Source organism: Caballeronia sp. LZ035 (assembly GCF_031451175.1).
In the GTDB taxonomy this organism is placed as follows: Bacteria; Pseudomonadota; Gammaproteobacteria; order Burkholderiales; family Burkholderiaceae; genus Caballeronia.
Window position 1 is genome coordinate 97,618 of sequence record NZ_JARUXS010000002.1, and the last position, 21,673, is coordinate 119,290.

At 62.0% G+C, this 21,673-nt stretch carries 22 protein-coding genes and 1 pseudogene; 14 read left to right on the forward strand and 9 right to left on the reverse strand.

Annotation, left to right across the window (positions count from 1 at the left end):
* Window positions 1-65 precede the first annotated feature (65 nt).
* Window positions 66-464, reverse strand: coding sequence for an FKBP-type peptidyl-prolyl cis-trans isomerase (locus tag QCE88_RS15955; RefSeq protein ID WP_309903799.1), 399 nt, complete (start codon window positions 462-464; stop codon window positions 66-68).
* 189 nt (window positions 465-653) lie between these two features.
* Between QCE88_RS15955 and QCE88_RS15960 the strand changes: the two genes are divergently transcribed.
* Window positions 654-1,823, forward strand: a complete 1,170-nt coding sequence (locus tag QCE88_RS15960; protein ID WP_309903801.1) for an ATP-binding protein — start codon at window positions 654-656, stop codon at window positions 1,821-1,823.
* Between the two features lie 284 nt (window positions 1,824-2,107).
* A complete protein-coding gene (locus QCE88_RS15965) occupies window positions 2,108-2,740 on the forward strand; it encodes a LysE family translocator (protein WP_309811988.1) in 633 nt (210 codons plus the stop codon).
* Between the two features lie 6 nt (window positions 2,741-2,746).
* Here QCE88_RS15965 and QCE88_RS15970 read toward each other — a convergent pair whose 3' ends face one another.
* A complete protein-coding gene (locus QCE88_RS15970) occupies window positions 2,747-3,709 on the reverse strand; it encodes a 3-hydroxyacyl-CoA dehydrogenase (protein WP_309903803.1) in 963 nt (320 codons plus the stop codon).
* A gap of 30 nt (window positions 3,710-3,739) precedes the next feature.
* Entirely contained in the window at window positions 3,740-4,501 is a 762-nt protein-coding gene (locus QCE88_RS15975) for an SDR family NAD(P)-dependent oxidoreductase (RefSeq protein WP_309903805.1), read from the reverse strand.
* A 132-nt stretch (window positions 4,502-4,633) separates the two neighbouring features.
* Here QCE88_RS15975 and QCE88_RS15980 point away from each other — a divergent pair, with 132 nt between their 5' ends.
* Window positions 4,634-5,569 (forward strand): LysR family transcriptional regulator, encoded by a 936-nt coding sequence (locus QCE88_RS15980; protein ID WP_309903807.1) that lies wholly within the window; start codon window positions 4,634-4,636, stop codon window positions 5,567-5,569.
* A gap of 6 nt (window positions 5,570-5,575) precedes the next feature.
* On the opposite strand, the gene QCE88_RS15985 is transcribed toward QCE88_RS15980, so the two are convergent.
* Window positions 5,576-6,970, reverse strand: coding sequence for an MFS transporter (locus tag QCE88_RS15985; protein WP_309903809.1), 1,395 nt, complete (start codon window positions 6,968-6,970; stop codon window positions 5,576-5,578).
* Between the two features lie 352 nt (window positions 6,971-7,322).
* On the opposite strand from QCE88_RS15985, the gene QCE88_RS15990 reads away from it, so the two are divergent.
* The 5 genes from QCE88_RS15990 to QCE88_RS16010 all read left to right on the forward strand — a co-directional run bounded on the left by QCE88_RS15990 (window position 7,323) and on the right by QCE88_RS16010 (window position 12,583).
* Entirely contained in the window at window positions 7,323-8,180 is an 858-nt protein-coding gene (locus QCE88_RS15990; RefSeq protein WP_309903812.1) for a CoA ester lyase, read from the forward strand.
* Window positions 8,177-9,607 (forward strand): MFS transporter, encoded by a 1,431-nt coding sequence (locus QCE88_RS15995; protein ID WP_309903814.1) that lies wholly within the window; start codon window positions 8,177-8,179, stop codon window positions 9,605-9,607. Before QCE88_RS15990 ends, QCE88_RS15995 begins: the two co-directional genes overlap by 4 nt.
* Window positions 9,608-9,618: 11 nt before the next feature.
* Complete coding sequence (locus QCE88_RS16000; RefSeq protein WP_309903816.1) at window positions 9,619-10,500, forward strand: CoA ester lyase; 882 nt, start codon at window positions 9,619-9,621, stop codon at window positions 10,498-10,500.
* Between the two features lie 28 nt (window positions 10,501-10,528).
* On the forward strand, window positions 10,529-11,752 hold the full coding sequence (locus QCE88_RS16005) for a CoA transferase (RefSeq protein WP_309903818.1): 1,224 nt from the start codon (window positions 10,529-10,531) through the stop codon (window positions 11,750-11,752).
* Between the two features lie 90 nt (window positions 11,753-11,842).
* Window positions 11,843-12,583, forward strand: coding sequence for a GntR family transcriptional regulator (locus QCE88_RS16010; protein WP_309903820.1), 741 nt, complete (start codon window positions 11,843-11,845; stop codon window positions 12,581-12,583).
* On the opposite strand, the gene QCE88_RS16015 is transcribed toward QCE88_RS16010, so the two are convergent.
* Window positions 12,584-13,546: a LysR family transcriptional regulator gene (locus tag QCE88_RS16015; RefSeq protein ID WP_309903821.1), complete on the reverse strand. Its 963-nt coding sequence runs from the start codon at window positions 13,544-13,546 to the stop codon at window positions 12,584-12,586.
* A 163-nt stretch (window positions 13,547-13,709) separates the two neighbouring features.
* On the opposite strand from QCE88_RS16015, the gene QCE88_RS16020 reads away from it, so the two are divergent.
* The 5 genes from QCE88_RS16020 (at window position 13,710) to QCE88_RS16040 (ending at window position 18,362) form a co-directional block, all read left to right on the forward strand.
* Window positions 13,710-15,077, forward strand: a complete 1,368-nt coding sequence (locus tag QCE88_RS16020) for an acyclic terpene utilization AtuA family protein (protein WP_309903823.1) — start codon at window positions 13,710-13,712, stop codon at window positions 15,075-15,077.
* Window positions 15,074-15,412, forward strand: coding sequence for a DUF4387 domain-containing protein (locus QCE88_RS16025; RefSeq protein WP_309903825.1), 339 nt, complete (start codon window positions 15,074-15,076; stop codon window positions 15,410-15,412). Before QCE88_RS16020 ends, QCE88_RS16025 begins: the two co-directional genes overlap by 4 nt.
* Window positions 15,413-15,464: 52 nt before the next feature.
* Complete coding sequence (locus tag QCE88_RS16030; protein ID WP_309903827.1) at window positions 15,465-16,823, forward strand: MFS transporter; 1,359 nt, start codon at window positions 15,465-15,467, stop codon at window positions 16,821-16,823.
* Window positions 16,820-17,698: an MBL fold metallo-hydrolase gene (locus QCE88_RS16035; protein WP_309903829.1), complete on the forward strand. Its 879-nt coding sequence runs from the start codon at window positions 16,820-16,822 to the stop codon at window positions 17,696-17,698. The genes QCE88_RS16030 and QCE88_RS16035 overlap by 4 nt, the downstream gene beginning before the upstream one ends.
* Window positions 17,699-17,768: 70 nt before the next feature.
* On the forward strand, window positions 17,769-18,362 hold the full coding sequence (locus QCE88_RS16040; RefSeq protein ID WP_309903831.1) for a nitroreductase family protein: 594 nt from the start codon (window positions 17,769-17,771) through the stop codon (window positions 18,360-18,362).
* Window positions 18,363-18,998: 636 nt separating this feature from the next.
* Here the strand turns inward: QCE88_RS16040 and QCE88_RS16050 are convergent.
* Window positions 18,999-19,562 carry a hypothetical protein gene (locus QCE88_RS16050; protein ID WP_309903835.1) on the reverse strand — a complete coding sequence of 188 codons (564 nt, stop codon included), beginning with the start codon at window positions 19,560-19,562 and terminating at the stop codon, window positions 18,999-19,001.
* 277 nt (window positions 19,563-19,839) lie between these two features.
* Window positions 19,840-20,037: pseudogene (locus QCE88_RS42060) on the reverse strand (RHS repeat-associated core domain-containing protein); the annotation flags it as partial.
* Between the two features lie 535 nt (window positions 20,038-20,572).
* Between QCE88_RS42060 and QCE88_RS16060 the strand changes: the two are divergent.
* A complete protein-coding gene (locus QCE88_RS16060; protein WP_309903837.1) occupies window positions 20,573-20,674 on the forward strand; it encodes a SymE family type I addiction module toxin in 102 nt (33 codons plus the stop codon).
* A gap of 43 nt (window positions 20,675-20,717) precedes the next feature.
* Here the strand turns inward: QCE88_RS16060 and QCE88_RS16065 are convergent, their stop codons facing one another.
* Both QCE88_RS16065 and QCE88_RS16070 read right to left on the reverse strand, forming a co-directional pair.
* Entirely contained in the window at window positions 20,718-21,083 is a 366-nt protein-coding gene (locus tag QCE88_RS16065) for an SCO4402 family protein (protein WP_309903839.1), read from the reverse strand.
* Window positions 21,083-21,673: RHS repeat-associated core domain-containing protein (locus tag QCE88_RS16070; protein WP_309903841.1), on the reverse strand; the 591-nt coding region annotated here is incomplete at its 5' end. The genes QCE88_RS16070 and QCE88_RS16065, both read right to left, overlap by 1 nt.

A 21,673-nucleotide genomic window follows, 5' to 3' on the forward strand; every position in this document is an offset into this window, starting at 1 on the left:
AGGGCGCCGCAGGATGAACTCCTGCGGCGCCCTTTTTATTTGCGCGACGGTTACAGCGCGATTGCTTACTGCCCGATGCCGAGCAACTCGATTTCGAAGGTCAGGTCGCTGTTCGGCGGAATGGGGCCGACACCCTGGCTGCCGTAGGCGGTGGCGGCGGGGCACGTCAGCTTGGCCTTGCCGCCTACTTTCATTTTCTGCACGCCTTGGGTCCAGCACGGAATCACGCGGCCGAGCGGGAACGTGGCGGGGCCGCCGTGCTTCGCGGAACTGTCAAATTCGGTGCCGTTGGCGAGCGTGCCGCGATAGTTGACGCGGACGACGTCGCTGGCCGTGGGCTGTGCGCCGGTGCCTTGCTTCAGATGCTCGACCACGACGCCGGAGGGCAGCTTTTCGGTGGTGTTGGCGGCGAACGCGGTGCTCGACAGGGCCAGGGCGGTGCTCAGGGCGACAAGAATTTTCATGCGCGGATCCTCGTGGAATGGTCCGGCGATTATATCGGGCCGACGTTGAGGGGTCGGCGAGGGCACTTTCTTTGACAGGGAACACAGGCTGGCGAGCTTTACGGAAAATTATTTGGATGGGATAATTATCCCCGTTGAATAATTTTTATAATTGCCATGGCCTACCACCGTACGGAGCTGGCTGACGAGATGGCCCGCCAGATCCTTCATCCCCGGGCGCTTGATCCACAGTTCGAGGCGGGTGTATTCCTGTCCGGGCCGCGGCGTATCGGCAAGACGACCTTCATCCGGCAGGATCTGATGCCCGCGCTGCAGCGTCAGGACGCCATCGTCATGTATGCCGATTTGTGGAGTCAGGTACAGGCCAATCCTGCGGATCTGGTCACGGGCGCCATCGAACAGACCTTGGCGGATCTGCAAAAACCGGCGTCCGACCTGTTCGGCCGAATTTCCCGGCAGCTCAGGCGTGTTTCGGAGATTGACATAGGGGGTGGCGGTTTCAAATTCGGCTTCAAGCTGGATCAGCTGGGCAAGAAAACGGGTCCGACTCTGGCAGCCGTGTTCACCGAAGTCGTCGAGAAAACGCGCGCCAACGTCGTGCTGATCATCGACGAAATCCAGCACGCGATGGGCAGCGCCGCCGGCAACGAACTGTTGTTGGCGCTGAAGGCTGCTCGGGACGCGGTTAATCTGGAGCCGGGCATGCCGGGGAAGCTGTTCATCATTGGCACCGGATCGCACCGGGCGCAGGTGCAGGAGATGGTGATGCGCGGCAATCAGGCGTTCCAGGGTGCATGGTCGCAGCCGTTCCCGCTGCTGGGCGAGGACTACGTGACGTATGTGCTGGACCAGACGCGTGAGCCACTCGGAGACCGCTTGCCCACGTTGCCTGTTGCGATCAACGCATTCCAGCAACTCGGCAGCCGCCCGGAAGAAATGTTGAAGGCCTTGATTGCTCTGCGCGACAGCCCGTCCGACCTTGCGCCCGACGCTCAGTTGCCGATCATCGTGCAGGCGCTGCGCCATTCCGCTGCCGATGTAGAAATCTCTCGAGCCGAAAGTCTGGGCGATCTCGCCACGGCCGTGTTCCATCGGATCTGCTTGAGCGATGCACCCACAGGCGGCTTCTATTCCGCTGAGACCAATCAGGCGCTGACCTGCGAAATCGGCATGCCGGTCTCGCAGAGCGCGGTCCAGAACGCGCTACTGGCGCTCACGGACGCGAATCTGGTGATGTCGACGGGCAAAGGAAGATACGACGCGACTGATCCGTTCGTGAAAATCGCCTGGCGGGAGTCGCGCGGGCTGGCTTTGGCGCTGGGTCTGAACGAAGACGCGCCTGGGGAGAGCGACGAATAACGGAGCTCACGAAAACGGTGGAACCATCGGAAGCGGCTGTCCGATCGAGCCTGGAGTGGTGTTCCTGGATGTGAGCCGGCCTCGATGCACACTTCGCATGATCGCGAACGCGGAGCAAATCCGACGTGAGAGGGCCGGTGCAGCGCACTGTCAAGTCATTGGAATGCTCACGCGACAAACGCGAACCCGCGCGCAAGTGTATCGAACGCCCACTTCCCATGTGTCCCTGTCCCGCCACCTCCTCGCACGGAACAATGTGGAACCGTCCCACAGGAGCCGCCCCCATGCCCCAGACGTCCCACCTCATTGCCTTCGCGCTGGTCGCGCTCGGCATGGCCCTGACGCCCGGGCCCAACATGGTCTATCTGATTTCCCGCTCCATCTGCCAGGGCCGCACGGCCGGCCTGATCTCACTCGGCGGCGTCGCGCTGGGTTTCGTGTTCTACATGTTGTGCGCGGCGTTCGGCATCACCGCGTTGCTGATCGCGATTCCCTTCGCTTATGACGCGCTGCGCTTCGGCGGCGCGCTGTATCTGCTCTGGCTCGCGTGGCAAGCGGTGAAGCCCGGCGGCCGCTCGCCATTCCAGGTGCGCGACCTGCCCGTCGACAGCCCGCGCAAGCTCTTCACGATGGGCTTCGTGACCAACCTGCTGAATCCGAAGATTGCCGTGCTGTATCTTTCGCTGCTGCCGCAGTTCATCGATCCGCAACATGGCAGCGTGCTTGCGCAATCGATGATGCTCGGCCTCGTGCAGATCGCGCTGAGCATCGCGGTGAATGCGTCGGTGGCGATGACGGCCGGTTCCATCGCCGTGTTTCTCGCGCGCAAGCCCGCGTGGCTGCTGATCCAGCGCTGGCTGATGGGCACCGTGCTCGCGGGACTCGCGCTGAGAATGGCGACCGAGGCCCGCCGCTAAAGTGGCTTAGCGCTCGCCGTCATCCTGCGCTCGCCGGGCCGCGAACTGCATCAGCCGTTCGTCGCGCCAGTCGCGGCGCGCGGAGAGGTCGTCGGCGGAGAGATGCTGGCGGCGGTCTTTCTCGACCTGAGCGATCAGCGCTTCATCCCACGGGCCGTCATCGACGCGCGACTTCACGATCGAGTGATACAGCGGTCCGAGCCGGTTCGCGTAATCGGCCACGCCGCCCGGCGCGTTCAGGTCGATTGTCTCGAACGGGCCCATGAAGGACCAGCGCCAGCCGAGGCCGTCGCGCACGGTCTTGTCGATATCCTCGCAACTCGCAATGCCGTCGCGCTGCAACGCCCACGCTTCGCGCAGCAGCGCCGCTTGCAGACGGTTCAGCACGAAACCCTCGATCTCCTTGCGCACATGCACGACGCTTTGCCCGATGCCGCGCATCAGTGCATCGGTGAAGTCGATCGTCTCCGGCGACGTCTGCGTCGACGGCACGAGTTCGACGACCGGCACGAGATACGGCGGATTGACCGGATGCGCGATCAGCACGCGTGGCGAGATGGCGAGGTCGCAGGCGAAGTCGGACGCCTTGATGCCCGAACTCGAACTGCCGATGATCACCTCCGCGTCCGCCACCTTCTCCAGATCCAGCATCAGTTGACGCTTCACATCGACGCGCTCGAGCACGGACTCCTGCACGTAGGCTGCACCGTCGATAGCCTGCGCGAGCGAATCGGCGAGCGTGAGACGCGCGGCGATGGTCTCCGGTGCTTCGCTGATGAGCCCGTGCTTGTGCAACGCCGCCAGCTGATTCGCGGCCCACGGAATGGCGTTCTCGGCGGTGCGCGGATTCGCGTCGTACACGCGCACGTTCAGTCCGGCGCGCGCGAAGGCAATCGCCCAGCCCGCGCCGACGAGCCCCGCGCCGACGATGGCCACGGGCTTGTCCAGTTTCATCTTCGCTACGTTCATCAATTGTCTCGCTTGAGTTGTAGGTCCATGTCACGCAGCCGTCCAGCCGCCGTCGAGCATGAGCGCGCTGCCGGTCATGAGCGTGGAGGCGTCGCTGGCGAGGAACACAATCGCGCCCATCACTTCCTCGACGCGTCCCACGCGGCCCAGCGCGATGCGCTGCGTGACCCAGTCGCGAAAACCCGGCGCATCGAACATGCTTGCCGTGAGCACGGTCTCGATGAACGTGGGGCACACCGTATTGACACGAATGGCGTGCGGCCCGAGCTCCCATGCCAGCGCCTTGGTCATGCCTTCGAGCGCATGCTTGGACGCGCAATACACCGTGCGGCCCGGGCTGCCCACGTGCCCCATCTGCGACGACACGTTGATGATCGAGCCACCGTTTCCAGCCCGCAGCATGCCTTTTGCAACGGCGCGCGATACATGGAAAACAGACTTCACATTGAGGTCGATGATCGCGTCGATGTCGTCATCGGTCACGTCGACAAGCGGCTTCGGGCGATTGGTGCCCGCGCAGTTCACGAGAATGTCGTAGGGCTCGCGCGCCTCGATGGCGGCGCTGACGGCGGCCGAATCGGTGATGTCGAGCGTGATGAAGTCGCTCTGACCGCCTTCTTCATTGATCTGGCCGGACGCGCGTTCGAGTTCATCGGCGGAACGCGCGACCAGCGTCACGCGCGCGCCCGCCTGGGCCAGCGCCGCGGCCGACGCGAGGCCGATGCCCCGTCCGCCGCCGGTGATCAACGCTGTCTTGCCGTGCAATGAAAAGCCCGGTGCTTTCGGCAGCATGCACTCTCCTGAGGGTGATCGAGTGGAACGAGGAAGCGTAGCGAGGCGGCTTTGACGCCGCTTGCATACCAGTTATGCAAAACCTGAAATTCGCCGCCGCCGACAATACCGGCAAGTCCGGAGGGTGCGCAAGTGGAACTGAGACAGTTGCGGTATTTCGAGGTCGTCGCGCGCGAAGGCAGCCTGTCGCGCGCCGCGACGCTGCTCGGCGTAAGCCAGTCCCTGCTGACGCGCCATATCCAGAGTCTCGAACAGGAGTTCGGCCTGGCGCTGCTTTACCGTAACGGTCACGGCATGTCGCTGACCGATGGCGGCAAGACCTTCCTCGCGTCCGCCAGCGACATCCTGATGCGCACCGACAGCGCCCTTAACCAGATGCAGGCGCTGCGCTCGAACCCGGGCGGCACGGTGACGATCGGCATTCCGCCGATGCTCGGCGAGTTCCTGCTGGTGCCGCTCACCAAGCGCTTTCGCGCGGAGTTTCCCGACGTGCGGCTCAAGCTGCGCGAAAGCGTGAGCGGCTATCTGTTCGAATGGCTGATGACCGGGAAGCTCGATATCGGCGTGCTGTACAACGTGACGTCGTTGAATACGATTGGCGTGGAGCCGTTGCTGTCGGACGAGATGCTGCTGATCGGCCCGCCCGATGCCGAGGTGATGAACGCCTCGGCGGATTCCATCGCGCTCGCCGAGACCGTGGACCTGCAATGGGTCCTGCCGCCGCGTCCGCATGGTCTGCGCACGCTGGCCGAAGATGCCGCGACCGCGCAAGGATTGCAGTTGAACATCGTCGTCGAACTGGACGCGATGGCGGGTATCTTCGATCTCGTCGAAGCCGGGCTGGGCTTCAGCATCGCGCCGTTCGCCGCCATCGAAAAACGCCTCGAACGCGGCACGCTGAAGGCGCGGCGCCTTCGCGAGCCATCGCTGTCCGGCGTGCTCTCGATTGCGTTCTCGCCGAAGAAGGAAGCCACGCTCGCGATGAAGGCGCTGTATCGCATCGTGCGCCAGGAAACCGAGTCGCTGGTGCGAACCGGCGTCTGGCGCGCGATCGAGGAACGGTCTTAGCGCACCTCAGGCCGGCGAGTCGGTCAGGGCATCGTTCGCGACGTTCGGCTCGGCGGGCGCCTTCCTGGCCGCGCCGCGCACGAAGGTCGCCGCGGGCATCGACAGCACGAGGATGCCGGTACAGATAAGCACGAAGCCGAGCGCATAGGTGCCGTTGTTGATGTTGCCGGTCCACTGCTTCATGAGGCTGGTGATCCACGAGCCCGCGATGCCCGAGAGGCTGCCGAACGAGTTGATCATCGCGAAGCCGGCGGCGGCGGCCGTGCCGGACAGGAGACTGCCTGGATAAGTCCACACGATCGGCGTGAGCCCGAGCACGCCCGATGCCGCGACACACAGGCAGATCATCGCGACCGGCAGGTTCCCGGCAAAGGCCGCGCTCATGATGAGCGCCGTGCCGCCGACAAAGGCGGGAATGGCGGCGTGCCAGCGGCGCTCGCCGGTCTTGCTCGAATGCCACGCGTTGAAGAGCATCGTCGCGGCGGCGCAGACGAACGGAATCGCGGTGAGCAGACCGATGTGGAACGTGTCCTTCACGCCCGACTCGCGCACGATGGACGGCAGCCAGAACGACAGCCCGTACCAGCCCGTCGCGTAGGTGAAGATGATGCCCGCGCAGAGCCACACGCGATAGTCGCGCAGCGCGGGACCGAACTTGTATTCCTTGTGCGCGTTCTCGGTGACGACGTTCTTGTCGAGCAGACGCTTCTCGGCATCGGTGAGCCACTTCGCGTGATGGATCTTGTCGGCGAGACCGAAGTAGACGAGGAAAGCGAGCGCCATCGCCGGGACGCCTTCGATCAGCAGCATCCATTGCCAGCCGCTATAGCCCATCCAGCCGTGCGAATGCTGCATCAGCCAGCCGGACAGCGGTCCGCCGAGCACGAGACTCGTCGGCAGCGCGAGCAACAGGCCGAAGGTCACCTTCGTCTGACGGTCGGAGGGGAACCAGTAATTGATGTACAGCAGCACGCCGGGATAGAAGCCCGCTTCGCAACAGCCGAGCAGCAGCCGCAGGATATAGAACATCGTCGCGTTCTCGACGCCGAACAGTTTTGCGAGTTCGGCGGTGAACATCGTGGCCGCGGAGATCAGGCCCCAGGTCAGCATGATGCGCGCGATCCAGCGTCGCGCGCCCACGCGGTGCAGCACGATGTTGCTCGGAATCTCCAGCGCGATATAGCCGATGAAGAACATGCTCGCGCCCAGTGCGAAGGCCGAGTCGCCGATCTTGAGATCGCCGAGCATCTGCAGCTTCGCGAAGCCGATATTGACGCGGTCGAGAAACGAAAACGTGTGACAGAGAAAAAGAATCGGCGCGATGCGCCACAGCAGCTTCTTGTACAGCTTGCCTTCGTCGACGGACTGCGCGGCGGCGCCGTCGATTGCGTCGATGCTCATGGGTATCTCCTCCCGGATGGTTCGTCAATGGCGGGTTGTTTCGGTGGAGCGTATTGATAGCCCGTCGCGAACGCTCGAATACCTGTTATGCAGGAAGCGCATAGCGCACGCGTGTTCATCGCCCGCAGAGCCTTGTGCTGCAAGGCTTGCAGCGAAACGTGCCGCACTGCGCCAGGAGCGGGGCTCGGCGCGTTTACCCCTATCGTCCGACTGTCGACAGATTGACAGAATGAATTGCAGACCCGCCGGCAACGACTCGGCGGGCATCTTCAGGAGACGACCGAATGCGTATGTGCATGCTCTCTCCGCGCCTTCCGGCGCTGTTGCATCAAGCTTCGACGTGGGGGCCGCAATGATGCGTATCCGCCGCTCGATGCTCATCACGCCCGCGCATCGCCCTGACCGCATGGCGGGCGCGATGAAGCTTGCCGTCGATTCCTTTGTCTTCGATCTCGAAGACGGCGTGCCGCCTGCGCGTCGCGACGAAGCACGCGCTCATCTCGCGAAGCTGATGCCGACGCTCGACTTTGGCGGCCGCGAGCGCGTGGTGCGGATCAATGCGGTGGGCACGGCGGAATGTCCGCGTGATCTCGAAGCGATTCCGCTCACGCATTGCGATGCCTTGCTCGTGCCCAAGGTGGAATCCGCGGAGCAACTGCGCTGGCTCGACGCCGAACTCACGCGACGCGATGCACAGGTCAAGCTGATCGCCACGCTGGAGACGCCGCGCGGCGTGCTGAATGCACTGAGCATCGCCGATGCCTCGCCGCGCCTCTGTGCGTTCTTCTTCGGTTCGGGCGATTACACGATGCAAACCGGCGCCGAGATCACGCCGACCGCCTTGCTATGGGCACGTTCGACGATCGTCGCGGCGGCGGGCGCCGCAGCCTGCGACGCCATCGACGCGCCTTATCTGCACGGTCTGCGCGACCCGCAAGGCACGCATGCAGACGCGTTGCGCGCGCGGGAGCTCGGCTTCAGCGGCAAGGTGGTGTTCCATCCGGCGCAAGTCGATGCAGTCAACAGCGCATTCACGCCGACCGAAGCGGAAGCGGCACGGGCGCGGCGCATCGTCGACGCGTTCGAGGCGGTGAAGGCGAGCGGCGAGGGCACGGCTATCGTCGATGGCGAATTCGTCGCGATCGATCTGGTGCCGCGCATGCAGCGGCTGCTCGACATCGCCGCGTACGCACAAGGGAGAACGGCATGAAGCCGGCCACGCTGACCTCGTACGACGATGCCGACGTGGGCGCACGGACCGACGCGCATGTCTCCGCGCTGAACATCGCCGGGCGCATGGAGCGCCTGCCGCTTTCGCGCTTTCACTGGACCTTGTTCGCGATCCTGGGCGTCGCGATGTTCTTCGATGGCTACGATCTCACCGTCACCGGCTTCGTCATCCCGGCGTTGCACAAGCACGGCTGGCTCACGCCTGCGACGACGGCCACTTTCATTTCGGTGCCGCTCATCGCGGCCGCATTCGGCTCGATCGCAGCGGGACTGCTTGGCGACCGCATCGGCCGCAGGCGTCTGTTCCAGGCGACCGTACTGGCCTACAGCCTGTCGAGCCTCGGCTGCGGCTTCGCGACGAGCTACGGCATGCTGCTCACGTTCCGCACGCTCAACCTGTTCGCGATCGGTACGGTCACCGTCACCGGCTATGCGTATCTGAACGAGTTCACGCCACGGCGTTATCGCGGGCGCTTCCAGTCGGCGGTGGCGTTGCTGCTGAACGGCGGCCTGCCGTTCGGCGCGCTGATGGCGCGGCTCATCGTGCCGAACACCGACGTGAATGTGGGCTGGCGCGTGCTGTTCCTGCTGTCGGTGATTCCGGCGCTGCTGGTCTTCGCGAACAAGCGCCTGCTGCCGGAGTCGCCGCGCTGGCTTGCGTCCGTCGGTCGCGACGAGGAAGCGGCGCGCGTGGTCGATTCGATCGAGGCCGGCATCGTGCAGCGTGAAGGCAAGACGTTGCCCGACGCCGAACTTACCCGCGAACCGGCGCGGCATCTCGGCTGGGATGCGCTGTTCTCGCCGCTCGTGCGCGGACGGTTCGCGCTGGCCGTCGTGTTCAACATCTGCCACCTGACGGGCCTGTTCGTGCTGATCAGCTGGCTGCCGACGCTGTTCGTCTCACGCGGCCTCACGCTCGGCTCCACCTTCACGTTCGCGGCGGTGAGCTTTATGGGCGGCTTTCTCGGGCCGCTGCTGGGTATCGTGCTGGCGGACCGCATCGAGCGGCGCTGGTCGCTGATGGCCGCCGCGCTGATCGCGGCGTGTGCGGGCGTCGCCTACGCGGGACAGACTTCGCCGCAGGGACTCATGATCACCGGCCTGATTCTCGTCACGGCGATATTTTTTATATCGTCGGTCGGCTTCGCGACCTATATCCCCGAGATCCTGCCGACCGGCGTGCGTCTGCGCGGCCTCGGCACGGCTGCGCTGATCGGCCGGCTTGCATCGGCGGCCACGCCGTTCGCGGTCGCGGCTGCGTTGCTCACGTTGAAGAACCCGTTCTATGTCGTGTCGTCCGTGGGCGTCGCCTATGTCGTGATGGCGCTGCTGCTTGCCGTGCTCGGTCCGAACGTGCGCGGCCGGACGCTCGAAAGTCTCGAATCCGGTCTGAACACCAAATCTTGAGGAGATGTTCGATGGCGCTGTCCCGCACCTTTCTGTTCGTCCCCGGCAATCACGCGCGCCGCGTCGAGAAGGCGCTGAACGCCGATGTCGATGCGGCGATCCTCGATCTCGAAGACGCCGTCGCGGCCAGCGAGAAGGTGGCCACGCGTGCAACGGTTGTCGAAGCGCTGCAAGCGCCGCATCGCGCGCGCGGCTATATCCGCATCAACGCGCTGGATACGGACTACGCGTTCGGCGACCTGCACGCGGTGATCGCTCGCGGCGTGGATGGCATCGTGCTGCCGAAGCTCGAATCGGTGGAACAGCTGCATACCGCCGACTGGATCATGAGCCAGCTCGAACGCGAGCGCGGCCTGGACGCGGACGCCATCGAGCTGATGCCGATCATCGAGACCGGTGCGGGCTTTGCAGTGATTCAGGCGCTGTGCGCGTCGGCGGCGCAGCGTGTGCGGCGGCTCAAGCGCTTCGCCTTCGGCGCGGGCGACTTCTGTCTCGACATGAATCTCGTCTGGAGCGACGACGAATCCGAGTTGCACGCGTATCGCAGTGCGCTGGTGCTGGCGTCGCGCGCGGCGGGACTGCAAGCGCCCGTCGATACCGTGTGGGTGCGCCTCGACGACGCCGACGGTCTCGCGCGCTCCGCAGTTCGCGCGCACGGCATGGGCTTCCAGGGCAAGTTGTGCATCCATCCGGCGCAATGCGACGCGGTGAACCGCGCGTTCTCGCCGACCGAAGCCGAAATCAACCACGCGCGCGCCGTCGTCGATGCATTCCGGCGCGCCGAAGCGGAAGGCGTTGCGTCGATCCGGCTCGACGGCGCCTTCATCGATTACCCGGTCGCGTATCGCGCGCAACGCGTGCTCGACTTTGCCGCGCAGATCGACGCGCGCTGAGAACATTTCATCCATCGGAGAAACGGCAATGACTGCAACATCGGCTGACACCCGCAACGTTCGTCCGCTCGACGGCATTCGCGTGATCGACGTATCGAGTTTTCTGGCGGGACCGTTCTGCTCGACGCAGCTGGGCGAATTCGGCGCCGAGGTCATCAAGGCGGAGCTGCCCGACGTGGGCGACGCGTTGCGCCGCTTCGGCTCGATGACGGAGGCGGGCGTCACGCTGCCGTGGCTGTCCGAATGCCGCAACAAGAAGTCGATCACGCTCGATTTGCGCAAACCCGGCGGCGCCGAAGTGCTGAAGAAGCTGGTCGCCGATGCGGACATTCTCGTCGAGAACTTCCAGCCGGGCACGCTGGAGAAGTGGGGCCTTGGCTGGGACGTGCTGCATGAAGTGAATCCGCGGCTCATCATGGTGCGCATCTCGGGCTTCGGACAGACCGGGCCGTATCGTGACCGGCCGGGCTTCGGGCGGATCGGCAATGCGTTCGGCGGGCTGTCGTTCCTCGCGGGCTATCCCGACCGGCCGCCGGTCACGCCCGGCTCCGCGACCATTCCCGACTACATGGCGGGCCTCTACGGCGCGCTCGGCGCGCTGCTGGCCATCCAGGCGCGCGAACGTACTGGGGAAGGGCAGTTCGTCGATATCGGCCTGTACGAACCCATCTTCCGCATCCTCGATGAACTCGCGCCGTCGTTCCAGAAGAATGGCTTCGTGCGGCAACGCATGGGTCCGGGCACGGTGAACGTGGTGCCGCACAGCCACTATCCGACCAGCGATGGCCGCTGGATCGCCATTGCCTGCACCAGCGACAAGATCTTCGCGCGTCTCGCCGAAGCGATGGGCACGCCGGAACTTGCGGGCGAAGGCAAGTGGGGGCACATTTCGGGCCGCGAACGTGATCGTGCGGACGTGGATCGCACTGTCGGCGAATGGACGGCGCAGTTCACGCGCGACGAAGTGCTCGCGCGCTGCGAACAGTTCCAGGTGCCGTGCGGGCCGGTGTATGGCATCGACGAAATTTTCGAAGATCCGCAATACGCGGCGCGCGAGAACATCAAGACCATGCAGGATGCGCGCATCGGCGAACTCGCGGTGCCTAATGTGGTGCCGCGTCTCTCCGCGACGCCGGGCGGCATCGACTGGCTCGGACCGGACCTGGGCCAGCACAACGACGACGTGTATCGCGGCCTGCTCGGACTCGACACCGAGCAGCTCGCGACGCTCAGGGAAGAAGGGGCCATCTGATATGATCCCGCATCCTTTTTCGGCGGCCCTGGCGTGTTGACAGACGAGCCTCGCGCCGCGCTCCGGGTCTTCACGAAACAGTCCACCGCCATGAGCGCAGACGATCAGAAATGGGCCCTGCCGCCGCAGCATTCGTTGCCGCAACTCGTCGAGGCGCGGCTGGTCAGCGCCATCCGTTCAGGCGATCTCAAGGCGGGTGAGCGCATCGTCGAAACGCAACTGGCCCGGCAGCTCAGCGTGAGCCGCGGGCCGTTGCGCGAGGCGCTCAAGTCGCTCGAAGCCAACGGGCTGGTCTTCACCGTGCGGGGCAAGGGCACCTACGTGGCCGAGGTCTCGCACGACGACTTCGTGCGCATGACCGGCATCCGCGCCGTGCTCGAAGGCTTCGCCGCGCGGCTCGTGGCAGCGCGTTGCCGTCATGAACCGGACGTCGTCGTGCAGCTGGAGCAGTCGCTCGCGGAACTGGAGCGCGCGGAAGCCGGTCATGATGCCGCCGTACTGCGCGCGGTGGACTGGGAGTTTCACGAACTCGTCTGCACGCTCGCCGACAACGATCTGCTGCAAACCACCTGGCATTCCATCAGTTCGCTCGTGCGACTCTATCAGCAGGGCAATACGAGCTACGAGGTGCGCAGCGAAAGCGTCGTGCATCATCATCACGAGTTCGTCGAGGCACTCAAGTCAGGCGACCCCGATTTCGCCGAGCAGACCTTCCGCAGCATCATCACCGACACGACCTTTCGCTCGCTGGACCTTCCCGTGCCCGAGGCAATGACGTCGATGACCGTGCCGCCTCGCGCGCCGAAGAAAACCAAGCCCGGCGCGAAATAGTCAGGTTTGACCGGCGTGCAGCGTCGTGGCGAAGTGGGCGCGCAGATGATCGAGGAACAGCGTCGAGGCCAGGTTGAGGTCCGCTCTCTCGCGCACCAGAATGCCGAAATTGCGCGACAGGTCGATCTCCGGCACGTTCAGCGTCGCGCGCGATTCGAGCGAGTAGCGCTGCGCCATGTAGCGCGGCAGGAAGGTCGCGCCGAGCCCGGCATCCACGAGTCCCAGTACGGTGCCGACATTGGTCGCGTGCTGGATGGTCGAGAGCGTGAGCCCGCGTCGGGCGAGTTCCGCCGAGAGACGCGTCTGGAGCAGCGCGTAACGGTCGAGCAGCATCAACGGCAAGTCGGCGAGTTGCTCCAGCGTGATGTCCTGCGCGCCTGCCAGCGGATGCGCCTTGGGCAGCACGACCAGCATCGGTTCGCGGGCGAGCGGTTCGAAGTGCAGCTTGCTGGACTCGCCATCGAACGCGCTGACGGCGAGATCCGCCTGTCCGGCTTCGAGCGTCGCGAGCACGGCTTCGTATTGCAGGTCGCGGACCTGGATCTGGATCGACGGATAAGCCTGGCGGAACGACTGGATGAGTTGCGGCAGCACGACCGCGGCGAGCATCGGGGTGGTGGCGATGACCGTGCGCATCTTCGACGCCGCCGCGCGCGCATGGAAGTCGGTCAGCAACTCGCGTAAACCCTGCAACGCGAGTCGTGCGCGGCGTGCGAGTTCCTCGCCGTCGGGCGTGGGTGTCACGCGGCGCGTCGTGCGTTCGACGAGCTTCGTCTTGAGCATCGCTTCGAGCCGCTGGACGCGGTTCGTTACGGAGGGTTGCGAGACGTGCATCTTCTTCGCAGCGGCGCTGAAGCTGCCGAGGTCCGCCACGGCGAGAAAGGTTTCCAGCTCGATGAGATCGAAACGCAGATTGATCCCGTCGATGCCTTCGTCCGGAACAGACTGGTCGTCCTGCTTCATGCCGCCGTGTCCTCCGTGCCTCGATTTATAACGCCATCTTATAAATCGATATTCTAATGCGAATAGAGTTTCGCGAGACCGTTCTCGATAATTGGGCCATTAGAGACTGGACCGAAAAGCGCGTTGCAACGACGCGGCCCGGCTGGTCGAGAACGGAGACTTCATGAAGGACGAAATCAAGATCCTGACGCCGAACGGCATCCTGGGCTACGGCATCCCGGTGGCCGACTTCTGGCGCGGCATCGATCAACAGCCCGACGCGATGATCGTCGATGGCGGTTCTACCGACCCCGGTCCTTATCTGCTCGGCCTGCCGAAGACGCTGGTGACACGCGAAGCGTATCTGCGCGATCTCTCGCTGATGCTCGAAGCCTGCGCCACGCGCAAGGTGCCGATCTATATCAGCTCGGCCGGCGGCCCCGGCATTCGCGCGCATGTGGATTTCATGGTCGATGTGATCGAAGAGATCGCGAAGCGTGAAGGCTATCGCTTCAAGATCGCGAAGATCTATTCGGACGTGGACCCGTCGTATGTGCGCGATGCGATGGGCGAAGGGCGCATCACGCCGTGCGCATCGGCGCCGGAGTTGCAGGTGTCGGACGTGGGCGCGTCGTCGCACATCGTCGCGCAGATGGGCGCGGAGCCTTTTGCGAAGGCACTGCGTGAGCATCCTGATCTGGACATCATCGTGGCGGGCCGTGCGTACGATCCGGCGCCGTTCGCGGGGCTGTGCATGCTGCATGGCATCGAGCCGGGCATTTACTGGCACATGGGCAAGATCGTCGAATGCGGGGCGAACTGCGCAGAGCCGAAAGGCAAGGTGATTCTGGCGACGATCCGTCGCGACAGCTTTGACCTCGAACCGATGAATCCGCGCGAGCGCTGCACGCCGGCTTCGGTGGCGGCGCATACGTTATATGAGAAGACGCGTCCGGACTTGCTGACGGGCCCGGGCGGCGTGCTGGACCTGCGCGAAGCGACCTACGAACAGCTGACGGAGCGGGCGGTGCGGGTGCGTGGCAGCCGCTTCATTCCGGCCGACGACTACACGGTGAAGCTCGAAGGTGCGGGCGTGGTGGGGATGCGCACGATCTTCATCGGCGGGATTCGCGATCCGATTCTGGTGGAACAGATCGACGCATTCCTCGAAGGCATCAGGCAGCAGGCGCACGAGACGTATCCGGAGTTGTGCTCGGGCGAGGCGACGCTGAACTTCCACGTGTACGGCAAGAACGGCGTGATGGGCAGCTTCGAGCCGCAGGTGAATGCGGTGCCGCACGAGATCGGCTTGCTGGGTGAGGTGACGGCGGCGAATCAGGAACTGGCGAATGCGATTTGCAGCAGCGTGCGCATTGATGTGCTGCACACGCCGTATCCGGGGCAAGTGGCCACAGCGGGCAACTTCGCGATTCCGTTGAACCCGCCGGAGAACCCGATTGGGCCGGTGTGCAAGTTCACGGTGTATCACGTGATGAAGATCGACTCGGCAGAGTCGCTGTTCCCGATTGAGATCGTGGAGGTGGGCGCATGAGCACGACGCAGACACAAAACAAGACGCTGCGCGAGTTGGCGAAGGTGGTGCGCAGCAAGAACTCGGGTCCGTTCGAGATTACGTTCGACGTGATCTTCGATGAAGTGGACTTGTATGAACGCGTGAAGGCCAGCGGGGTGCTGACGGAAGCGCTGATCTGCAAGCTATACAACGTGACGAAGGAGGACATCGTGACCTTGATGTTCTTCGATCCGGCGCGTGCATTCAAGCTGACGCTGAAGCGCTCGTGGGCGCAGGGCAGCGTGGGCGAGCGCGACACCTTCGGCGCGCAACAACACGCACCGTTGCTGACGATTGAAATTCCCGGCGTCTGATAACGCCACTCAAACAAAATCAACAACACACGCAACACGCAGAGGAGACACCATGGTCAACGATTCGGACATCCGGCGAGTTTCATTCGCCAGCGCCATCGGCGCAACGCTTGAGTGGTACGACTTCTTCATCTTCGGATCGGCGGCCGCGCTGATCTTCAACAAGCTGTTCTTCCCCGCCATCGATCCGGTGGCCGGCACCATTGCGGCGCTGGCGAGCTTCGCGATCGGCTTTATTGCGCGTCCGGTCGGCGGCATCGTGTTCGGCCACTACGGCGACAAGATCGGACGCAAGGCAATGCTCGTCCTGAGTCTCGTGATGATGGGCGGCGTGACCTTCCTGATCGGCCTCTTGCCGACGTATCAGAGCATCGGCCTGGGCGCGCCCATCCTGCTGACGGCGCTGCGTTTCCTGCAGGGCTTCGCGGTAGGCGGCGAATGGGGCGGCGCCACGCTGATGGTGATCGAGCACTCGCCCGCAAAGAAGCGCGGCTTCTACGGCGCGTGGCCGCAGATGGGCATCTCCGCTGCACTGATCCTCTCGACCGGCGTGATGGCGCTGACGACGGCGTTCACCACGCCCGAGCAGTTCGCTTCATGGGGCTGGCGCGTGCCGTTCCTGCTGTCGGGCATTCTGGTGGTGGTGGGCATCATCATTCGCCGTCGCGTGTCGGAGTCGCCGAGCTTCCAGAAGCTGCAACGCTCGCACACCGCCGAGAAGATGCCGATTGCCACCGTGCTCGCCACGCAGAAGAAGCGCACGCTGCAGATCGTCGCTGCACAGGCCGCCGAGAACACCAGCTTCTTCGTGATCTCCGTGTATGCGCTGGTGTATATGACGCAGAACCTGCATATCGAGAAGCCGCTCGCGATCCGCGCGCTGATGATCGGTTCGTTCTTCACGCTGCTGTCGCAGCCGTTCTTCGGCGCGCTGTCGGACCGCATCGGCCGCAAGAAGGTGTACATGGGCGGCATGATCTTCCTCGGCGCGTTCATCTTCCCGTTCTTCAAGTTGCTCGATACCGGCAGCTATCCGGTGATCGTCACGGCGATTTCCGTCGCGATGGTCTTCGGCCTCGGCAGCACGCTGTCGGCACAGCCGGCGCTCATCAGCGAGCAGTATCCGGCCGCGATCCGCTACAGCGGCGTCTCGGTGGCGTATCAACTCGCGACGGTGATCTGGAGCGGCCCGACGCCGATTCTCGCCGCGCTGTTCGTGATGTGGGCGGGCGGTTACTGGCTGCTGGCGGCGTACATCGTGTTCGCGGCGGTGGTCTCGGTGCTCGGCATCATGCCGCTGCGCGAAGCGGCCGGCGTGGAACTGTCCTCGCTGGAAGAGAACCTTCATCGGGACGCGGGCGCGGCGCGTCAGCCCCTCGCTAACGGACTGTCGGGAGAACAGGCATCGTGATTCGTTTCAGGATCGGCAATGTAACGGCAACGCTGGTCGAGGAGACCGTCGACAGGTCCTTCGACTTTCTCAAGTTCTTCCCGCTGGCGACGCCGCAGGACGTCGAAGACAATCTCTCGTGGATGGCGCCGGGTCATTACGATCCCGCCACGGGCCGCATGCTCCTCAGCATGCACTCGTGGCTGCTGGATACGGGACGACACAAGATCCTGATCGATGGCTGCGTCGGCAACGACAAGGAGCGGCCCGGCCGCCCCGACTGGTGCAACCTGCAGACGCCGTATCTCGACCGCCTCGCGAAGGCGGGCGCGACGCCCGAGCAGATCGACTATGTGCTCTGCACGCATTTGCACGCGGATCACATCGGCTGGAATACGCGCTTGATTGGCGACCGCTGGGTGCCGACCTTTCCCAACGCGAAGTATGTGTTCGGGAAGACCGAGAACGATTACTGGGCGGCGCGCTACGCGAAGGAATCGACGGGCCATCACATCCTCGGTTACAAGGACAGCGTGCTGCCGGTGATCGAGGCGGGCCAGGCGCTGATGATCGACGACTATGCGGAAATTGCCGACTGCCTGTTCATCGAACCGGCGCCGGGGCACACGCCGGGGCACGTCGCGATCTGGCTGAAGTCGAATGATGCGCATGCGGTGATGACCGGCGACATCCTGCATCACCCGGTCCAGGTGAAGTATTCGCACTGGAGCTGTTTCGGGTGCATCGACCAGAAGCAATCCGCCGAAACGCGCCGCCGGATTCTGGAGAAGACCTGCGAGCAGCGCGCGCTGCTGCTGCCGGGACACTTCATGGCGCCTTTCGCGGGCTATGTCGACGAGACGCCCGAGGGCTTCGCCTTCCGTCATCCCGAGTGACTTTGGGTCTGTTCTTGCGGCCGGGACGTTCATGTCCCGGCTTTTTGCCATTTACCGAAAACGTCACACCATGACACATCGTCCCGCACCGGTTGATACGGCCATTCATCCACTGATCGCTGAACGCTGGAGTCCGCGTGCTTATGCGGATCGTCCCGTCGGGCATGCCGAGGTGATGAGTTTGCTCGAAGCGGCACGCTGGGCGCCTTCGGCGTTCAATGCGCAGCCGTGGCGCTTCGTCGTGTTCGAAAAGGCCGCGGACCCGGCTGCGTTCGAGCGGGCATTCGGTACGCTGATCTCGTTCAATCAGTCGTGGAATACGCACGCGCAAGTGTTGATTGCTGTGCTGGCGGATACGTTGACCTTGAAGGGTGCGGAGAATCCGAGCGCGAGCTACGATGCCGGCGCCGCCGCGATGGCGCTGCTGCTGCAAGCCAGCGCGCAAGGACTTGCTGCGCACGCGATGAGCGGGCTTGATGCCGAGGCATTTCGTGCGGCGTTCGAGTTGCCGGCGCGATTCAAGGTGTTGAGCATGATCTCGGTGGCGCATCATGGGGATTCGCAGTCGTTGCCCGCGGCGCTCGCGGAACGTGAGCACGCGCCGCGCGCGCGTTTGCCGCTCGGGAAGATTGCGCAGTTTGGGGGGTGGTTGGAGACGGCTTGAGGGTGAATCGCAGCGGAACTGGAAGGGGTCATCGTGGATTTCCTGGAAGAGGGACTGCCCCTTCAGAACTGCGCAGAGACAGTTGTAGCGGGTGATGGGGGTATCGACGCGGCCGCCGCTTCGGATCCGTATGCGCGACAATTCTTCCCAGCGGATCGTAGCGATACCGATCCACCCTCAGCCGGCTATCGCTACGCGTGACCAGATTGCCGCTGACGTCATAGTCATACCCGATATGCGTCTCGCGATGCCCCGCACATTGCGCGGTCTGTCGCGCAAGCCGTCCCGCGCCGTCATAGCTGAACGTGTGATCGAATCCCGGTGCGAACGCGATCCCGCTCAAGCGGCTCGCCAGATCATGCGTGAAGCGGATCGGCTCATGCGCGTCGATGCTCAATGTACGAGCCAGTCCCAGCTCATCCTACTCATGGCTCAGCGTCTGTTGATAACACACGTCGCCATTCAAGCCACGCATCTCGCGCTGCTGCGTCTGAGACTGACCCGCAGCGTCGTAATCGCAGGTCAGTCTAACGTTCGCGAGTAAGACCGATCAGGGAGCAGCAGTTCGCGCGGTGTGCTCGATGTCGTCATCCTCAACAATCAGATGGATTTACTTCCGCATGCAATCAGTTCTTATCACCTGAACGCATTAAGCCTATTTCTATCTAGTTCTAGCAAATCCAATATTTCCAATGCGGCCTCAGCATGAGCACCACTTAGCTCATGGTATAAAAGCCACAATCCTTCCCTTGCCATACTATGGCATTTTTCGAGAATCGGACTTTCACCCTTATTATCATCTGATAAATCTGATCCCGATAATATTTGATACAGAATCTCGAACACCATCACTTTCGCTGAAAAACTACGCTTCTCAAGCAGGCTGGCAACAAGCACCGATGTAACAGGGATTGCGGAGCTGAATAACTGTCCCTGAACGACAACACGATTTTCAATTTTCCAATATGCTGCATCCAATTCTTCATTGGAAATATTGTCTTTCAAAAACTCATGCAAGGCCAATGCTACACTTTCGGCGCTTCCAGTTACGTCATCGAAACAACTCCAATCTATTCTAGATATCTCTACCTCATAAGGCCTTTTCGACATCCCAAGCTCCACCGCTGTCATATGCAACATCTTCTGGAAATTGACCTCTACCATACTTATCTTGACATCGGACGCAAACAGGGATTTCAACTACTTCTAGCTCTCCTGTTTCTTTGTTGCGCCGATTTCCCTTTGCCTTTGTAAAGTTAGCATCATCTCCTAATTGGCGAGCCACATCATCCTCCGCACATCCCGTTGGATTTATAGATCGCCCGCTCGTAATCTTACCGTCTTTATGTCCACCAGTATAAGTCGCAGAACGCCTTCCATACTTGCGTAAAAGCTCATCTCTCGCTTCTTCAGCCTTTGCTAGAGCCGAGGTGTTCGGCTGTTCTCCGCTTGAAATTTCCTGCGTGCATTTCTTATTTTTCTTGCCGTTCTTCCTTCGTCTCTTTAATCCAAGTGGATCAATCCACCCGAAGACATTAGGCGCATAAGTATATGGATTCGCCCCACCGTTTAACCCGATGGGATCTTGTGAAATGAAGATACCGCTGTTCGGATCAAAATACCGATACCGGTTGTAATGCAGCCCCGACTCTTCATCGAAGTACTGCCCCTGAACTATTGCCCAGGACGCAGGTCACCCCCGCGCGAGCCACAAACCCACGTCAGCCATGGCTTCCAACGCTTAACCCCTTAAAGAGCAAAAATTTTCCGTAGACGCGAGTCTAGCCGAGCGTCAACACGCCGAACCAGTTGGTTTATCCGATTTTGCGCCGGCAAATCACCGTGGCTGCCCAAGCAGGAACAGCAGCTCGTGCGCAGCGTGCTCGATGCCTTGATCCTTAAGAATAAGATTGCGGGCGCAATGGCGCGCGTGAGCGAGAGCGAGAAGCATCCCGCGCGCAGAACGCGCGAAGCGAGCCACGAAGAGAAGAGATCACAGCGGTAGACGAAGCGCGGGCCGTGAGTGCTACCAACGCTCACGGCCCGCTGACCTAAACCAACTCGTTAGGGAGTTGATCATGGCTGACACCAATCTTAAAGCACGTCCCGCTGTCACGGAACGCTTCGTAAACATGCAGCAGTCGCGGCGATTCTAGAGCAACTGGTAGAAACCGTATCACCTGCGCACCAAACCGCCGCTCTTTCCCTGGATGAAATTCGCCGGACGGTGGATTGAGCATGCGGGATTCAGCCTAGGCCAGCGTGTCAAGATAAACGTTGAATTCGGACGGCTTGTAAGTACCGCTGAGTAAGACAAAGGGCCGCTTTCCGGTAGTGTTGAACGATTGTTCGAGGCTAGACGGTACCAAATACTCGACAGGCATCTCTTGATTTACACACAATGTCCGCCCATTCCGGCTTACTCAGATATTCACTGTCTTTCAAATTCACTCCGTAACGAGTAAACATCGCGTCCAACTCCTTAGTCAATTGCTTAATCGACTCAGACTCCTCTTTATTCCTTAAAATTTCACCAATCAACGAATCTGGATTTTCCGCCAGCTCAGTATCATCATAAAAAAAATGAACCACATAATCAAACTCATCATATTCCACCCCCGCCGGATAACGATGCTCTATCCATGCTGCTGTCTGATAGGCTGGATTGGATAGAGTCTGAAGATTCAATATAAGCTCAGCGCGCATCTCTGGAAACTTCATTATTGAGCATTCCATGTTTTCCACTTTTTGTAATCACTCAAAGGTATGTGCGCATTAACCGGATCATTTTTAATCGATCCGGCTATAGGATTTCCATCTCGGCCGATAACTCTACCATTGCTTCTTACGATAACATGATCTACTTGTTGTGCCGGTAACGGATGACCAGGGCTCCCTTTATCAATCCGAACCCCATTACCCTTATTTGACGGATCGTGCCATCTAAAGCCATCCTTCTTCTTGTTGGCAGACTTAACCCATCCTTCCGGAAACTTACCAGTCACCGACTTCGGAATGCTCCAACTCTTGCTAAACACTCCCCTTATCTTATCCCAAGCTTTCCCTAAAGCATCCTTAAGCTTGGAAAAAATGCCTCCACATTTCAACCCAAGAGGATCACTCCAAGCCAATGAGTTAGGCGCAAACGCATAAGGATTCAATCCGCCTTCCAGCCCAATTGGATCCTGACTAATGAACTGCCCAGTACCCGAATCAAAATACCGATACCGGTTGTAATGCAGGTTAGACTCAGGGTCGTAATACTGCCCCTGCAACCGAATCGCCTGCTCGACCTTCCGCGTCTCAATCCA

What these genes read in the sequence shown, in the direction of transcription:
- QCE88_RS16025 (WP_309903825.1), top strand. Translation starts at nt 15,074, where the DNA reads ATGAGCACGACGCAGACACAAAACAAGACGCTGCGCGAGTTGGCGAAG.
- QCE88_RS16020 (WP_309903823.1), top strand. Translation starts at nt 13,710, where the DNA reads ATGAAGGACGAAATCAAGATCCTGACGCCGAACGGCATCCTGGGCTAC.
- QCE88_RS15965 (WP_309811988.1), top strand. Translation starts at nt 2,108, where the DNA reads ATGCCCCAGACGTCCCACCTCATTGCCTTCGCGCTGGTCGCGCTCGGC.
- QCE88_RS15985 (WP_309903809.1), bottom strand. Translation starts at nt 6,970, where the DNA reads ATGAGCATCGACGCAATCGACGGCGCCGCCGCGCAGTCCGTCGACGAA.
- QCE88_RS15970 (WP_309903803.1), bottom strand. Translation starts at nt 3,709, where the DNA reads ATGAACGTAGCGAAGATGAAACTGGACAAGCCCGTGGCCATCGTCGGC.
- QCE88_RS16030 (WP_309903827.1), top strand. Translation starts at nt 15,465, where the DNA reads ATGGTCAACGATTCGGACATCCGGCGAGTTTCATTCGCCAGCGCCATC.
- QCE88_RS16005 (WP_309903818.1), top strand. Translation starts at nt 10,529, where the DNA reads ATGACTGCAACATCGGCTGACACCCGCAACGTTCGTCCGCTCGACGGC.
- QCE88_RS16015 (WP_309903821.1), bottom strand. Translation starts at nt 13,546, where the DNA reads ATGAAGCAGGACGACCAGTCTGTTCCGGACGAAGGCATCGACGGGATC.
- QCE88_RS15975 (WP_309903805.1), bottom strand. Translation starts at nt 4,501, where the DNA reads ATGCTGCCGAAAGCACCGGGCTTTTCATTGCACGGCAAGACAGCGTTG.
- QCE88_RS16060 (WP_309903837.1), top strand. Translation starts at nt 20,573, where the DNA reads ATGAAATTCGCCGGACGGTGGATTGAGCATGCGGGATTCAGCCTAGGC.
- QCE88_RS16065 (WP_309903839.1), bottom strand. Translation starts at nt 21,083, where the DNA reads ATGAAGTTTCCAGAGATGCGCGCTGAGCTTATATTGAATCTTCAGACT.
- QCE88_RS16010 (WP_309903820.1), top strand. Translation starts at nt 11,843, where the DNA reads ATGAGCGCAGACGATCAGAAATGGGCCCTGCCGCCGCAGCATTCGTTG.
- QCE88_RS15955 (WP_309903799.1), bottom strand. Translation starts at nt 464, where the DNA reads ATGAAAATTCTTGTCGCCCTGAGCACCGCCCTGGCCCTGTCGAGCACC.
- QCE88_RS15995 (WP_309903814.1), top strand. Translation starts at nt 8,177, where the DNA reads ATGAAGCCGGCCACGCTGACCTCGTACGACGATGCCGACGTGGGCGCA.
- QCE88_RS15960 (WP_309903801.1), top strand. Translation starts at nt 654, where the DNA reads ATGGCCCGCCAGATCCTTCATCCCCGGGCGCTTGATCCACAGTTCGAG.
- QCE88_RS15990 (WP_309903812.1), top strand. Translation starts at nt 7,323, where the DNA reads ATGATGCGTATCCGCCGCTCGATGCTCATCACGCCCGCGCATCGCCCT.
- QCE88_RS16040 (WP_309903831.1), top strand. Translation starts at nt 17,769, where the DNA reads ATGACACATCGTCCCGCACCGGTTGATACGGCCATTCATCCACTGATC.
- QCE88_RS16000 (WP_309903816.1), top strand. Translation starts at nt 9,619, where the DNA reads ATGGCGCTGTCCCGCACCTTTCTGTTCGTCCCCGGCAATCACGCGCGC.